This window comes from Ruegeria sp. HKCCD6119, from assembly GCF_013110585.1.
In the GTDB taxonomy this organism is placed as follows: domain Bacteria; phylum Pseudomonadota; class Alphaproteobacteria; order Rhodobacterales; family Rhodobacteraceae; genus Ruegeria.
Genome location: NZ_WVQV01000001.1, coordinates 699925 through 713501, shown reverse-complemented (window position 1 = coordinate 713501; position 13577 = coordinate 699925). Strand labels below are relative to the sequence as shown.

The 13577-nt window shown below is 59.1% G+C and carries 15 protein-coding genes and 1 tRNA gene; 7 read left to right on the top strand and 9 right to left on the bottom strand.

What is annotated here, in order from left to right:
- Positions 1 to 12: 12 nt before the first annotated feature.
- Positions 13 to 981: a TAXI family TRAP transporter solute-binding subunit gene (locus GS611_RS03620; protein WP_152458069.1), complete on the bottom strand. Its 969-nt coding sequence runs from the start codon at positions 979 to 981 to the stop codon at positions 13 to 15.
- 591 nt (positions 982 to 1572) lie between these two features.
- Positions 1573 to 1658 (bottom strand) — tRNA-Leu (locus GS611_RS03615).
- A 147-nt stretch (positions 1659 to 1805) separates the two neighbouring features.
- Between GS611_RS03615 and GS611_RS03610 the strand changes: the two genes are divergently transcribed.
- On the top strand, positions 1806 to 2384 hold the full coding sequence (locus tag GS611_RS03610; RefSeq protein ID WP_152458071.1) for a YqaA family protein: 579 nt from the start codon (positions 1806 to 1808) through the stop codon (positions 2382 to 2384).
- Positions 2381 to 2851, top strand: a complete 471-nt coding sequence (locus GS611_RS03605) for a disulfide bond formation protein B (RefSeq protein WP_171632275.1) — start codon at positions 2381 to 2383, stop codon at positions 2849 to 2851. The genes GS611_RS03610 and GS611_RS03605 overlap by 4 nt, the downstream gene beginning before the upstream one ends.
- On the opposite strand, the gene GS611_RS03600 is transcribed toward GS611_RS03605, so the two are convergent.
- Positions 2848 to 3435 (bottom strand): HNH endonuclease, encoded by a 588-nt coding sequence (locus GS611_RS03600; protein WP_152458073.1) that lies wholly within the window; start codon positions 3433 to 3435, stop codon positions 2848 to 2850. The two genes, GS611_RS03605 and GS611_RS03600, sit on opposite strands and share 4 nt — an antisense overlap.
- A 213-nt stretch (positions 3436 to 3648) precedes the next feature.
- On the opposite strand from GS611_RS03600, the gene GS611_RS03595 reads away from it, so the two are divergent.
- Positions 3649 to 4254: an rRNA large subunit pseudouridine synthase E gene (locus GS611_RS03595; RefSeq protein ID WP_171632272.1), complete on the top strand. Its 606-nt coding sequence runs from the start codon at positions 3649 to 3651 to the stop codon at positions 4252 to 4254.
- Positions 4255 to 4286: 32 nt separating this feature from the next.
- Positions 4287 to 4712, top strand: coding sequence for a VOC family protein (locus tag GS611_RS03590; protein ID WP_171632270.1), 426 nt, complete (start codon positions 4287 to 4289; stop codon positions 4710 to 4712).
- A 45-nt stretch (positions 4713 to 4757) separates the two neighbouring features.
- On the opposite strand, the gene GS611_RS03585 is transcribed toward GS611_RS03590, so the two are convergent.
- Together GS611_RS03585 and GS611_RS03580 are read right to left on the bottom strand one after the other, a co-directional pair.
- Positions 4758 to 5423, bottom strand: a complete 666-nt coding sequence (locus tag GS611_RS03585; protein ID WP_152458076.1) for an alpha/beta hydrolase — start codon at positions 5421 to 5423, stop codon at positions 4758 to 4760.
- A complete protein-coding gene (locus GS611_RS03580; RefSeq protein ID WP_171632267.1) occupies positions 5420 to 6052 on the bottom strand; it encodes a DNA-3-methyladenine glycosylase in 633 nt (210 codons plus the stop codon). The genes GS611_RS03585 and GS611_RS03580 overlap by 4 nt, the downstream gene beginning before the upstream one ends.
- A gap of 97 nt (positions 6053 to 6149) precedes the next feature.
- Here GS611_RS03580 and GS611_RS03575 point away from each other — a divergent pair, with 97 nt between their 5' ends.
- Positions 6150 to 7376, top strand: coding sequence for an MFS transporter (locus tag GS611_RS03575; RefSeq protein ID WP_171632265.1), 1227 nt, complete (start codon positions 6150 to 6152; stop codon positions 7374 to 7376).
- Here the strand turns inward: GS611_RS03575 and GS611_RS03570 are convergent, their stop codons facing one another.
- The 3 genes from GS611_RS03570 to cysS are packed head-to-tail and all read right to left on the bottom strand — an operon-like array spanning position 7377 to position 11187.
- Positions 7377 to 8159 carry a squalene/phytoene synthase family protein gene (locus GS611_RS03570; protein ID WP_171632262.1) on the bottom strand — a complete coding sequence of 261 codons (783 nt, stop codon included), beginning with the start codon at positions 8157 to 8159 and terminating at the stop codon, positions 7377 to 7379.
- Positions 8156 to 9790 (bottom strand): citramalate synthase, encoded by a 1635-nt coding sequence (gene cimA / locus GS611_RS03565; RefSeq protein WP_171632258.1) that lies wholly within the window; start codon positions 9788 to 9790, stop codon positions 8156 to 8158. Before cimA ends, GS611_RS03570 begins: the two co-directional genes overlap by 4 nt.
- Positions 9790 to 11187, bottom strand: coding sequence for a cysteine--tRNA ligase (cysS, locus tag GS611_RS03560; protein ID WP_171632255.1), 1398 nt, complete (start codon positions 11185 to 11187; stop codon positions 9790 to 9792). The genes cimA and cysS overlap by 1 nt, the downstream gene beginning before the upstream one ends.
- Before the next feature lie 218 nt (positions 11188 to 11405).
- On the opposite strand from cysS, the gene GS611_RS03555 reads away from it, so the two are divergent.
- Both GS611_RS03555 and GS611_RS03550 read left to right on the top strand, forming a co-directional pair.
- A complete protein-coding gene (locus GS611_RS03555) occupies positions 11406 to 11750 on the top strand; it encodes an MmcQ/YjbR family DNA-binding protein (protein WP_171632253.1) in 345 nt (114 codons plus the stop codon).
- Between the two features lie 56 nt (positions 11751 to 11806).
- A complete protein-coding gene (locus GS611_RS03550; protein WP_171632250.1) occupies positions 11807 to 12994 on the top strand; it encodes a pyridoxal phosphate-dependent aminotransferase in 1188 nt (395 codons plus the stop codon).
- Positions 12995 to 13002: 8 nt separating this feature from the next.
- Here GS611_RS03550 and GS611_RS03545 read toward each other — a convergent pair whose 3' ends face one another.
- Positions 13003 to 13533: an outer membrane protein gene (locus GS611_RS03545; protein ID WP_245217972.1), complete on the bottom strand. Its 531-nt coding sequence runs from the start codon at positions 13531 to 13533 to the stop codon at positions 13003 to 13005.
- Positions 13534 to 13577 lie beyond the last annotated feature (44 nt).

Sequence of the window (13577 nt, the reverse complement as noted above, 5' to 3'; positions counted from 1 at the left end):
GTCAGGTCTGGTTTACTGAATCCAGCCTTTTTCTTTGTAGTACTTCTCGGCACCCGGATGCAGCGGAGCCGACAGGCCATCCGCAATCATCTCTTCGGGCTTCAGGTTCGCAAACGCCGGGTGCAGCTTTTTGAAGTCATCGAAGTTCTCAAAGACCGAGCTGACGACCGCGTAAACCGCATCTTCCGATACATCGGCCGAGGTCACGAAGGTCGCGCCCACACCAAAGGTCGAGGTGTCTTCGTCAGACCCACGGTACATGCCACCGGGAATGGTTGCCTTGCGGTAGAACGAGTTTTCGTTGACCAGCTTGTCCACGGCCTCACCGCTGACGTTCACCAGAACCGAGTCACATGCGGTGGTGGCTTCCTGAATCGAACCCGAGGGGTGGCCAACAGTGTAAACCATTGCGTCGATCTGGTTGTCGCACAGGGCCGCCGACTGTTCAGCCGCTTTCAGCTCGGTCGCCAGTTCGAAATCGTCTGTGGTCCAGCCCATTTCGCCCAGCAGGACTTCCATGGTGCCGCGCTGACCGGAACCGGGGTTGCCGATGTTGACGCGCTTGCCCTTCAGGTCTTCAAAGTTGGTGATGCCGGAATCGGCACGAGCCACCACGGTGAAGGGTTCGGGGTGCACCGAGAACACGGCGCGCAGGCCTTCGAACGGGCCGGCTTCTTCGAATTTTGAGGTGCCGTTATAGGCGTGGTACTGCCAGTCGGACTGGGCCACACCAAACTCCAGCTCGCCTTCGCGGATGGTGTTGATGTTGTAGACTGAACCACCGGTCGATTCGACCGAGCAGCGCACGCCGTGCTCTTTCCGGCCCTTGTTGACCAGACGACAGATCGCGCCGCCGGTCGGATAGTAAACGCCGGTGACACCACCGGTACCGATCGTAATGAACTCTTCGGCATATGCCGCCGGAGCCAGAAGGGCTGCGGTGACGAAGGCGCCGACGCTCAGTTTGCTGCTGTTTTTCATCTGTTAACTCCCACTTTTTTTGTCTGGCAGTTGGAAATCAAGTTTGATCACCTGCTCAGGGAAGCGTGCCGATAATACAAACCGGCCCGCATCGCAACGGCTACAAATCTTTGAATTTCCCAATTTCTCCCAACCCTTTCGAGGTTTCATTCAGATACCCGCAATGTCAAGGCCGGCACCGGTCTGACCTGCGCCAATTCGCATATATGAGCATAAATCCCGAACTTTCCCCATCAGTTCACAGCGAGCCGTCTGGGTTCATGCGGTCACTCCAAATCCAAAACCTACCCTCATTCCCGGCGCTAATCACCGCGAAACAGAGCGAACCGCGTTTCGGATAAGGAGGCAGGGCAAGTCACGGTTGTGCGTTCCGGCGAATCTGGCAAAGGCCCTTCAACACCAACCCGGTTCAAGATCCCCCCGGCCGGGGGCCTGATGACCTGTCTGCTGATGCAGGCCCGGAACGTTGTGGCATTCACAGCCCGCTACAGAGAACCTCAAACAGGACGTGAAGATCGAGGTTGCGGATCATCACCTTGATCACGGCACCCCGCCAAGAGGACGGGCGGTGTTCTGAGATTGTCGGAACTGTGGTGCCCAAGGAGAGACTCGAACTCTCACGCCCGTGAAGGCGGGGGATTTTGAATCCCCTGCGTCTACCATTCCGCCACTTGGGCCACGAACACTGGATTAGCGCCCATCCGAGCGAAGGTCCAGAGGCAAAAACCATCCAATATTCCATTTGTTTCGCCCTCGACTGTTGACGGTCCGTCAGGCGCATGGTTTGGCTGGGCTTCAGACCGAAAACGGGATTTGAGTGCTTTATGTTACGATCGCTTTATGACTGGACTATTCGTCTGGCCGAACACCCTCACGCGCTGTGGGCGCTGGCCATCGTGGCTTTCATCGAAAGTTCGTTCTTCCCGATTCCCCCAGATGTGCTGATGATTCCGATGATTCTGGCCCGCCCGTCCCGGGCATGGCTGATCGCAACCGTGGCACTGGTGGCTTCGGTTCTGGGGGGCATGCTGGGCTATGCGATTGGTGCGTTTTTCTATGAAAGCATCGGGCAGCCCATTCTGGAATCCATGGGGAAAGCCCATGCCATGGAAGAATTCAATACCCGGTTCAACGACTTCGGGTTCTGGGCCGTTCTGGCCGCTGGTGTGACCCCCTTCCCCTACAAGGTCATCACCATTATGTCCGGCTGGACCGGCATGCCGCTTGGAACCTTTATCGCGACCTCGATTCTGGCCCGCGCGTTGAGGTTCTTTCTGGTGGCAGGCCTGCTCTGGGGATTCGGTGAGCCGATCCGCGACTTCATCGAAAAGCGCCTGGGGCTAATGTTCACTTTGTTCATCATCCTCCTGTTTGGCGGATTCCTGGTGGTGAAATACTTATGACGAGACGTTCGCAACTTGTCGCAGTGGCAAGTCTTGGATCACTGGCGCTTCTTCTGGCCGCTTTTGGCTTTCAGCATCTCGGCGGACTTGCGCCGTGCAAGATGTGCATCTGGCAGCGCTATCCTCATGCAGTGGCAATCGCGATCGGCGCCGCGGCGCTGGCATTGCCCAGGCTGACCTTTCTTCCCTTGCTGGGCGCCGCGGCGGCCGCGACGACTTCGGCGGTGGGCGTATTTCACGCCGGCGTTGAACAAGGCTGGTGGGAAGGCCCAAGCAGCTGCACATCCGGCAGCATCAGCGGTCTGTCCGCTGACGATCTGTTCGATCAAATCATGTCCGCGCCTTTGGTGCGATGCGATGATATCCCCTGGGAGATGTTCGGTATCTCGATGGCTGGCTGGAACGCCATTGCTTCTGCCATGCTGGTGCTGATCTGGCTGGCCGCATGGAAATCCCGCGCGGCTTAGAACTCGTCCAGCTCTGCATCCCAGTACAGGAAATCGATCCAGCTTTCATGCAGGTGGTTCGGTGGGAATTTCCGTCCGATATTGCGCAACGCTTCGGCATCGGGCTGACGTGGCGGCTTGCGCAAGGTCATCCGAGCCTGGCGCAGAGACTTTGACCCCTTGCGCAGATTGCACGGGCTGCACGCGGCCACCACGTTCTGCCAACTGGTCACACCACCGGCGGCCCGCGGCACCACATGATCGAAGGTCAGGTTGTCCCGGCTGCCACAGTACTGGCAGCGGAATTCATCCCGCAAAAATAAATTAAAGCGCGTGAAGGCCACGCGCTTTCTGGGTTTTACATAGTCTTTCAAAACAACGACCGAGGGTATTCGGATTTCGGTGCTCGGGCTGCGGACGACCTCGTCATATTCAGCCACGATATCGACCCGATCCAGCCAGGCCGCCTTGATCGCTTCTTGCCAGGGCCACAGTGACAGCGGGTAATAGGACAAGGGGCGATAATCGGCGTTCAAAACCAGGGCCGGGTGTTGTTTGAGCGCACCCGGCTCCCTTACAAATTCGGTTCTGAAGTCTCCGTCCATCACAGAATCGCTCCTCGCTCTCAGCTGCCCGTTTGTGACACCAGAGCGGGGAGCACCCGCCCCGGTCTTTTTATAACTATATATCGTGTTAAAACTCTGACAAGCCCTGATTTTCCACAATATGTCGCAGACGGGGTAACGCGAATCCGTAACAGGCACGTGACAGTTATCCACAGCTTGCACCGGGGGTGACCTTCGGGCTATGCGCAGGTCATGTCCTGGTTCATTCGCTTCAACAAACCTTATGATGTTCTGCCGCAGTTCACGGACCGCGCCAATACGGACGGCCCACGCAGCACGCTGTCCGATTTCATCGATCTTCCCGGCGTCTATCCGGCGGGCAGGCTGGACCGTGACAGTGAAGGTTTGATGCTGCTGACAGATCATGGAAAGTTGCAATCCCAGATCTCTGACCCAAAGCACAAGATGGCCAAAACCTATTGGGTTCAAGTTGAAGGCACCCCCGACGAGGCGGCCCTGAAAACGCTCCGCAACGGGGTCGAATTGAAGGATGGTCTGACCCGCCCAGCCAAGGCCCGCCAGATCGACGAGCCCGAAATGCTTTGGCCGCGCACCCCGCCGATCCGCGAACGCAAGACTGTGCCGGACAGCTGGCTTGAACTGACCATACGTGAGGGCAAAAACCGACAGGTGCGTCGGATGACAGCGGCAGTTGGCCTGCCGACGCTGCGCCTGATCCGGTACCGCATCGGAGACTGGACCCTGGATGATCTTGAGCCCGGGCACTGGGACAGTCTGCCAATGCCGACACTGAGCGCGGCCCCCCAACGCAAGCGCGACCGTCGCCCGCGCCGGTGACAGACCCTGCCCCGATCTGCTAAACTGGGGTCATGAAGAAAACGCCTGACATCCCGGCCCCTTCGGCCATTCTGGAAGCCGCGCTCTATGTTGATGATCTGGACGCGGCAGAACAGTTTTACGGCGAAGTTCTTGGGCTCGAACGCATCCAACGCGTCGCTGACCGCCATGTTTTCTATCGCATCGGCGGATCGGTCCTGCTGATTTTCAATCCCGACCAGACCGAACAACCGCCGCTCGACCCCGGCATGCCGGTTCCGCCCCACGGCGCGCGCGGCCCCGGACATGTGTGTCTTGTGCTGTCACGAGAGGAAATCGCAGTGATGCGCAAACACCTTCTGGATTGGAATATTCCAGTAGATGCCGAGTTTGACTGGCCCGGCGGCGTGCGATCCCTGTATGTGCGCGACCCGGCCGGAAACTCGGTCGAGTTCGCCGAAGCGCACCTTTGGACTTGATCCGGTGCGGAACGCATGGGCGCTCCGCAGATCAGATTCCAAACACTAAAGGCTCAGCTTGTCGCGCATGAAAGCCAGCGCAACGCTCAGCCCATCCGGGGCGATACCGTGCCCGGTGCCTTTCATGACATGGGCATAGACCTCTTTGAAACCCGCAGCTTGCAAGGCTTCGGCCGCTTCCGGCAGGGATTGAGGCGGAACAACGTCGTCAGCGTCGCCATGCACCAGCAAGACAGGCATCCGGCTGACGGTTTCATCCACCAGCAAATCGGGTTCCAGCAAACGGCCTGAAAAGGCTACGATCCCGGCCACGGGATCTTCCCGCCGCGGCGCAACGTGCAAGCTCATCATGGTGCCCTGGCTGAAGCCAAACAACACAACCTGTTCGGGCAGAACATCTTCGTCCACCATCAGCGCGTCCAGAAAGGCGTTGAAGTCCTCGACAGCCATTTCCATGCCCCGGCGGGCTTCTTCTTCGGAAGATCCATCGATCCAGGGAATCGGAAACCACTGATACCCGTTGGGCATTCCGGGGATCTGCTCGGGCGCGTCGGGGGCCACGAACAACGTGTCAGGCAGGTGTTCACCCAGCGGATCGGCCAATCCCAGCAGATCGGCACCGTTTGCGCCATAGCCATGCACGAACACCACGACCGAGCGCGTGTCGCCCGAAACAGGCTCTTTCCGGAGCGCATTCAAAACCCGTGTCATCTGATCCCTTCTCTTTGTTTTGCAACCCGGTAATAGGCCCACAGCACCCGTGCCGCAACCGAACGCCAGGGCGACCAGGCCTCGGCCATATTGCGCAATTTCTTGTCCGTTGGACGTTCAGGCAAGTCATAGAGGATGCGCGCCGCCTCTTGCAGGGCGAGATCACCGGGTGCGATGACATCTGCGCGACCCAGTGAGAACATCGCATAGATTTCGGCTGTCCAGACACCGATACCCGGAACTTGCGTCAAAGTAGCGACGACATCTGCGTCAGTTGCATCGCGCAGTGCCTTATAGTCGATACGTGCCTCGGCCAGAGCGCGTGCATAACGGATCTTCTGTCGGCTCAACCCAACTGCCCGCAGATCGTCATCCGTTGCCCACAGGATCTTGCGCGGACCGGTCAAGCGGGCATCCTGAAGCCGTTTCCAGATCGCATTGGCCGAAGCCACGCTGACTTGCTGACTGACGATTGCACTCAATAATTGCGCAAACCCATCGGGGCGGCGGCGCAGCGGCAAGGGGCCGGTCTGATCCATCGCATACGCCATCCGCGGACAGGTTTGGGCCAGCCATTCGGCCCCTTCCGCCACACAGTCCGATGTTTCGATGATGCGGCCTGCGGGCATGCGGCCTCCCTGCTCTGTTATTTCGGGCAGGTTAGGCGCATGTGACGCAGATGCAACCCGCTTGTGCCGCAAACACTTAGCCGATAACCATTCGCCCATGACCATGATTTCAACCCTTCCGGACGACCGGCAGGCCAAACGCAATGTGGCCGTGCTGGTGGCTGCCCAAGCCATCCTGGGTGCGCAGATGCCGATGATGTTCATCGTCGGCGGGCTTGCAGGTCAATCGCTGGCCTCGAACCCTTGCCTGGCGACGCTGCCGATATCCCTGATCGTTCTGGGATCGATGCTGGCAGCCACGCCGATCTCGGCCATCATGCAAAAATGGGGCCGTCGCGTGGGGTTCCTTGTCGGGGCAACCGCCGGTGCACTGGGCGGGCTGATCGGGGCCTATGGCCTGTTTCTGGGCTCGTTCCCCATTTTTCTTGTCGGCAGCCTGCTGACCGGCATCTACATGAGCGCACACGGGTTCTATCGCTTTGCGGCAGCAGACACCGCGTCAAACGACTACCGCCCAAAAGCGATTTCATACGTGATGGCCGGTGGGCTGGCGGCCGCCATCATCGGGCCTCAGATTGTGAAACTTACGTCTGAAGCTTACGTCATCCCTTTTTTGGGAACATATATGGCCGTAATCGGGATCAACGTTCTGGGCTCGGCGCTGTTCTTCTTTCTCGACATTCCGACGCCTGCGAAACCTGCGGCCGATGAACCTAAGGGGCGGTCACGGATCGAGTTGTTGAAAACACCCCGCATCGCCGTCGCGATCATCTGTGCCATGGTGTCTTATGCGTTGATGAATCTGGTGATGACCTCGACGCCGCTTGCCGTTGTCGGATGTGGATTTTCTGCCAATGACGCAGCGGATATCGTGACCAGTCACGTGCTGGCAATGTATGTCCCCAGCTTCTTCACCGGGCACCTGATTGCCCGGTTTGGCGTTGAGAAGATCGTCGCTCTGGGTTTGGCCATACTTGCTGCATCAGGGGTGGTTGCGCTGCAAGGCGTTGAATTGGGTAACTTTTTTGTCGCCCTTGTTCTTCTGGGCATTGGTTGGAATTTCGGTTTCATCGGCGCGACCACGATGCTGGCCGCGTCGCATGAACCGCATGAACGCGGGCGGATGCAGGGCCTCAACGACCTGCTGGTGTTTGGCGGTGTGACATTGGCATCGCTGGCCTCGGGCGGGTTGATGAACTGCTCGGGCGGATCCGCGATCGAGGGGTGGAACGCCGTCAACCTTGCCATGATCCCCTTGCTGACACTGGCAGGTGGCGCATTGCTGTGGCTGGTTTTGCGCCCGGCCGATCCCGAAAGGGTCTGATCACCAGCGCCCGCTGCCGACGGTCCACATCAGGGACAGTCGCTGACGCATTTCGCCTGGTTCCAGCGCTCCAGCCGCCACCCGCTTGGGTTGGGCGATGGCCTGCTTAAGCACCCGTTCCGCCAACCAACCTGCATACAGCGCGGGACGCGCCTCAGGTGCGATGTCGGCCCGGTTTGATCGCGCCTTGCGCAATCGGTCCAAAGCGGATTGGGCCAGTTGCTGAACGCCACCCGTCGACCCATTAAGCAAAGGTACGCGACCCCGCTTTTCCAGTTCGGGAATGGCGCGGAACCAATTTGCCACACCGACTCCGTACCCGAAATCGCGCAACACGCTTTCATCCGCCGCACCCAGCGCTTGCGCCGAGGCGACGAAAAGAGATCCGGAACTGTGGTTGATATAGGCGTCAAAATGTTCCTGATCCTCGAACGGATCCCGGTATATATCCCAACGTCTTACGGCAACAAATTCATCCAGAACGCCTGCCAGATGCGGCGACAGGACCCGCGACAAAGGCGTCACCACCTCGTGCCGCCGCACCGCGGCCCCTTCTGCAATCTCCTGCAACGCGTCGCGCCACCATTGCAGCCGCATTTCGGCAATCATGGCCTCTTGCGTCACCCATGGCGCGCGGGCGACTTCGACATTCAACGCATAGATCGGAAACAAAACAACGCGGGCCGCGACCGGAGCAGCCATCGTCGCGCGGAACCGATCAGGATCCGCACGCTGTACCAGCGCGGCGCAGGCTTTGACATCATCGTCGAAGGTCCCACTCACTCGGCCGCAGCCTTTTGCGGATCGCAATCACGGACCAGTTTCCACTGGATCGCATCCAGCAGCGCCTCAAAGGACGCATCAACTATGTTCGCACTAACACCCACCGTCGACCAGCGCCGCCCCTGACCGTCTTCGCTGTCGATGATGACGCGGGTCACCGCTTCGGTCCCGCCCTGGGTGATACGGACCTTGAAATCGACAAGGCGCATGTCTGACAAAACCTGCGAGTATTGTCCCAAATCCTTCGCCAGCGCCTTGGCCAGCGCGTTCACAGGCCCCCTGTCGTTTCCGGAGTCGTCCATGGACTCGCTGACCGACAGTTTCTTTTCACCGCCCACTTTGACCACGACGACAGCCTCGGACAGGCTGACCATCTTGTTGTATTTGTTCTTCCGACGCTCAACAGTGACCTTGTAGCGTTTGACCTCGAAGAACTCAGGCAGTTGCCCCAGTTCATCCCGCGCCAACAGTTCGAAACTGGCCTGCGCGGTGTCGTAGGAATACCCAACCGCTTCACGATCCTTGATCCGCTCAAGGATGCGGCCCAATGCGGGATCACCGGCTTTGACGCTCAGCCCCGCCTCGGTCAGGCGTTTGCGCAGGTTCGACTGACCCGCCTGGTTCGACATCGGAATGATACGTTCATTGCCTATGCTCGCAGGGTCCACATGTTCGTAAGTCGACGGGTCCTTAAGGATCGCGCTGGCGTGCAACCCCGCCTTATGCGCAAAAGCCGACGCGCCCACATACGCCGCCTGCTTGCTGGGAACGCGGTTCAGGACATCGTCCAACATGCGGCTGATGCGGGTCAGCCTGGCCAGCGCATCAAGGCTGACGCCGGTTTCGAACTGCGAGGCGTAGGGTTCTTTCAGCAGCAATGTCGGGATCAGCGCCGTCAGGTTTGCGTTGCCGCAGCGTTCCCCCAGACCATTCAGCGTTCCCTGAATTTGCCGCGCACCTGCTTCGACCGCCGCCAGAGAACAGGCCACTGCGTTCTCGGTATCGTTATGGGTGTGAATACCCAACCGTTCACCCGGCAGGCCGGCCGCGATTACTTCGGACACGATCCGCCCGACCTCAGACGGCAACGCGCCGCCGTTGGTGTCACACAGCACAACCCATCGCGCGCCCGCCTCCAGCGCGGCCCGGCAAACTTGTGTCGCGTATTCGGGGTTGTCCTTGTACCCGTCAAAGAAATGTTCGGCATCGAACAGAGCCTCGCGCCCTTGCGCCACGATATGCGCGACCGAAGCACGAACGTTTTCCGTGTTCTCTTCAAGCGAAATGCCAAGCGCATGGGTCACGTGATAATCATGTGACTTGCCAACCAGACAAACGGCCTGCGTACCCGCATTCATCACCGCAGCCAGCACATCGTCATTCTCGGCCGAGCGCCCTGCCCGTTTGGTCATGCCAAAGGCCGTCAACCGGGCCGCGGTCTTTGGCGCCGCCTCGAAAAACGCGCTGTCGGTGGGGTTGGCACCTGGCCAACCGCCTTCGATGTAATCCACCCCCAATGCGTCCAGCGCCTGTGCGATCTGCACCTTTTCGGCGGTCGAGAACTGAACGCCCTGGGTCTGCTGCCCGTCACGCAGGGTCGTGTCGTAAAGATAGAGGCGTTCTTTGGTCATCAGACCTCCTCCAGCTTGGCAGCATCAAAACCGGCGCCCGGCACCAGTTCAACACCTTCCTTGCTCATTCGCACCTCAAGCCCCGCCGCAACATACGCCGCCTTGAGGCGATCGACCTCCGAGAAATCCTTGTTTTCCATTGCAGATACGCGCGCCCTTGCCAAGCGATCTGCATGGGCCGACAGATCGACCTGCGGCGTCTGAGCCCACGACGGGACATCGTTGCCCAACAATCCCAAAAATTGCAGCGAATGCCGCAACCCCACGACATCGTCAGCGATGGATAACTGGTGGAGTTCGGCGATGGCACCGGCTGTGTTCAGGTCGTCGGCCAAAAAGTTAACGATTTGAGGATGCGGCTCGCCATAACCAACCCCTTGCGCGGCCTGCGCGTAGAATTTGCGCAAGGTTCGCTCCGCTTCACGGGCCTTTTTTTCAGTCCAATCCATCGGCTTGCGGTAATGCGTCTGCAAAAAGACAAACCGGATCACTTCACCCGGCACGCCTTGCTCCAACAGATCGTGCACTGTGAAGAAATTGCCCAGAGATTTGGACATTTTCTTACCTTCGACCTGCAGCATCTCATTGTGCAACCAGTATCGAGCGAATTCACCTTCCGGGTGCGCGCAGCAGCTCTGGGCAATCTCATTCTCGTGGTGCGGGAACATCAGGTCGTTGCCGCCACCATGGATATCAAAACTCTTACCCAGCAACTCATAGCTCATGGCCGAGCATTCGATGTGCCAGCCCGGACGTCCCCGCCCCCATGGGCTGTCCCACCCCGGCAGTTCATCGGTCGAGGGTTTCCACAGAACGAAATCCATCGGGTTCTTCTTGTAGGGCGCCACCTCGACCCGCGCGCCGGCGATCATGTCATCCACCGAGCGCCCCGATAGCTTGCCATAGCTTTCTTTCCAGCTATCCACCGCAAACAGAACATGACCTTCGGCGGCATAGGCATGGCCCTTGGCGATCAGGTCTTCGATCATCGCAATCATCTGTGCGATGAACTGGGTCGCACGCGGCATCTCGTTCGGCTCCAACGTGCCCAAAGCGCCCATATCATGCAGGTACCAGCCGATGGTTTCATCCGACCGTTGCTGCACCAGTTGCTCCAGCGTGCCTTCCGCGCCCGCCTGTTTGCGGGCCAGCGCGGTGGCGTTGATCTTGTCGTCCACGTCGGTGAAATTGCGCACATAGGTCACGCGCTCTGCGCCATAGACGTGGCGCAACAGACGATAAAGAACGTCGAACACGACCACCGGGCGGGCATTGCCCAGATGGGCGCGGTCATAGACCGTCGGACCACAGACATACATCCGCACGTTGTCAGGGTCGATCGGTACGAAATCTTCCTTCGTCCGCGTCCGCGTGTTGTGCAGCTTGATCGTCGTCATCGGTCGGGCTCCTAGAAAACAGCAAAGGCTTGCGCGTTGGCGCGGGCTTAGCAACTTGTCTCAGGGATGAAAACGAAAGAAACCGGCCCGCTTGATAAATCAGCAGGTAATGCAGCAGATAATGATGCAGGTCACCGGGTTCATGCCCCTCGGTTAGCACGGGATTCCCGCCAAGCCAAGCGTTGAGTTTGATCACCCGGTCCGGCAGAGTGGCTGTCATGGATCGAGACTTCATCAATTCCATCTGCAAGGAATTTCCCGGTGCAGAACTGTCAGACCCATGGGGCGGCGGTCATGACGCATGGAAAGTTGGCGGCAAGATGTTTGCCTGTATCGGAATTGCAAATGACGGTGTTTCCGTCAAAACGCCCGACGTGGAAACGGCTCAGATGCTGATTGATGCCGGTGTCGCGGTGAAAGCCCCCTATTTTCACCGCAGCTGGGTCCGCCTGCCGTTTGATGCCGAGACCGAGGAGCTGCGCCATCGTTTGACGGCCTCCTATGACCTCGTGCGCGCATCGCTGACAAAAAAGCTTCAGGCAACGCTGGCGCCGCGAAGCTGATTGACAAACGGCCACTGCTCTGCCCCATTCAGCGCAAAGCAACCAGAGGCGATTTCATGAGATTGTCTGAACGCATCACGCAGATCACCGGCGGCCGCAGCGATGGCTGGGACGTGTTCTATCGCGCCCGCCGGATGTTGAGCGAAGGACAAGCCGTAACCGAATTGACGATCGGTGAACATGACACCCGAACCGACCCTTCGATTCTTCGGGCGATGGAGCTGTCGACCCGCAACGGCCATACAGGTTACGCGATGGTACCCGGCACGGACCTGCTGCGCGACACGGTCGCCGCGCGGGTTCAGACCCGCACTGGCGTTCCGACCTCTCGGAACAATGTTCTGATCACCCCCGGCGGGCAAGCCGCCCTGTTCGCGGCACATATGGCCGTTTGCGATCCCGGTGATGTCGGATTGTATCTCGACCCGTACTACGCCACCTACCCCGGCACGATTCGGGGTGTTGGCGCCGTCGCCCGCGCGGTTCAAACCGCCGCTGACGACGCTTTCCAGCCCCAGGCCGAGCGGATCGATGCCGCTGCTGAAGGCGCGGTTTCGCTGTTGATCAACACGCCGAACAATCCGACCGGCGTGGTCTATTCCCGTCAATCGCTCGAGGCGGTCACTGACGTGTGCAAGCGACGCGATCTTTGGCTGATCTCGGATGAGGTATACGACACGCAGGTCTGGGACGGTGAACATCTTTCTCCGCGTGCGCTGTCCGACATGGCAGAGCGAACGCTTGTGGTTGGATCCATGTCCAAGTCCCACGCCATGACGGGGTCTCGGTGTGGATGGGTCGTCGGCCCCGAGGAGGTCATCGCCCATCTGATCAATCTGGCGACCCACACCACCTACGGCGTTCCCGGGTTCGTGCAGGACGCGTCGAGTTTTGCGCTGACCGCGGGTGTTGAACTTGAAGAAAAAATCGCCGCTCCGTTCCGCCGCCGCCGATCCTTGGCCATGGATATTCTAGCCTCGCAAAACATCGTCGGCCTCGTCCCCGCGCAGGGCGCCATGTATCTGATGCTGGATATCCGCGCGACCGGGATGTCGGGGGACGCGTTTGCCAACGCGCTGCTGGACGCACACAAGATTGCCGTCATGCCCGGCGAAAGCTTCGGCAAGGCCGCTGCCGGGCACATACGGGTGGCCATGACCGTGGCGGATGAACGTTTTGCGGATGCGCTGAAAACGCTGTGCGAATTCGCGTCGCAACTTGCGAGGAAGCACGCAGCTGAATAAGCCCGTTGTCAGAAACGGAACGTTGTGCGCAGGTTGAAGACGTTGGAATCCAAACCACCGGTGGATCGGGTAACATCATCGAAATCTTGCCGCAACGCCTCGCCACTTATGACAAAATTGTCGCCAATCGGATAAGCGATGCCGATCCCGTAAACAGCGGCGGTATCGCTGTCGACGGATGTTTCGGCCCGTGCCGCGCCAACGACGACATACCCCAGCGCGCTGCCGAAATCGTACCCGCCACGCAGTTTCAATCGGGTCATGCTGTCCAGACTGCCCTGAGACTGGCTGAGGTTCAGGGAAAGGCGGTTGTATTCAAGTTCACCGCCCAGAACGAAAGCCCCGAAATCCCGATCATAGCCTACATGCGCACCAAAGGCGGTGTCGTCCCCGCTTGATCCACCCGGTCCATCCGCATCGCCATACCCAAAGCTGAGCCCAACGTACCCCCCTGTCCAATCCTCTGCCAAAACCGGGCTGGCGTTGGCCGTCAGAGCCACGACAATCAGGACAGAAAAAAGTTCAAAAGTCTGTTTCAACGCGATTTCACTCGGGCTTCAGATCATGTGTTAACTTACAATTC

Bases quoted from the DNA above. Each gene is read 5' to 3' on its own strand.
- GS611_RS03580 (WP_171632267.1), bottom strand. From the start codon at position 6,052: ATGCCCGCAGGCCGCATCATCGAAACATCGGACTGTGTGGCGGAAGGG.
- cimA (WP_171632258.1), bottom strand. From the start codon at position 9,790: ATGACCAAAGAACGCCTCTATCTTTACGACACGACCCTGCGTGACGGG.
- GS611_RS03575 (WP_171632265.1), top strand. From the start codon at position 6,150: ATGACCATGATTTCAACCCTTCCGGACGACCGGCAGGCCAAACGCAAT.
- GS611_RS03620 (WP_152458069.1), bottom strand. From the start codon at position 981: ATGAAAAACAGCAGCAAACTGAGCGTCGGCGCCTTCGTCACCGCAGCC.
- GS611_RS03600 (WP_152458073.1), bottom strand. From the start codon at position 3,435: ATGGACGGAGACTTCAGAACCGAATTTGTAAGGGAGCCGGGTGCGCTC.
- GS611_RS03595 (WP_171632272.1), top strand. From the start codon at position 3,649: ATGTCCTGGTTCATTCGCTTCAACAAACCTTATGATGTTCTGCCGCAG.
- GS611_RS03590 (WP_171632270.1), top strand. From the start codon at position 4,287: ATGAAGAAAACGCCTGACATCCCGGCCCCTTCGGCCATTCTGGAAGCC.
- GS611_RS03555 (WP_171632253.1), top strand. From the start codon at position 11,406: ATGGATCGAGACTTCATCAATTCCATCTGCAAGGAATTTCCCGGTGCA.
- GS611_RS03605 (WP_171632275.1), top strand. From the start codon at position 2,381: ATGACGAGACGTTCGCAACTTGTCGCAGTGGCAAGTCTTGGATCACTG.
- GS611_RS03585 (WP_152458076.1), bottom strand. From the start codon at position 5,423: ATGACACGGGTTTTGAATGCGCTCCGGAAAGAGCCTGTTTCGGGCGAC.
- cysS (WP_171632255.1), bottom strand. From the start codon at position 11,187: ATGACGACGATCAAGCTGCACAACACGCGGACGCGGACGAAGGAAGAT.
- GS611_RS03550 (WP_171632250.1), top strand. From the start codon at position 11,807: ATGAGATTGTCTGAACGCATCACGCAGATCACCGGCGGCCGCAGCGAT.
- GS611_RS03610 (WP_152458071.1), top strand. From the start codon at position 1,806: ATGTTACGATCGCTTTATGACTGGACTATTCGTCTGGCCGAACACCCT.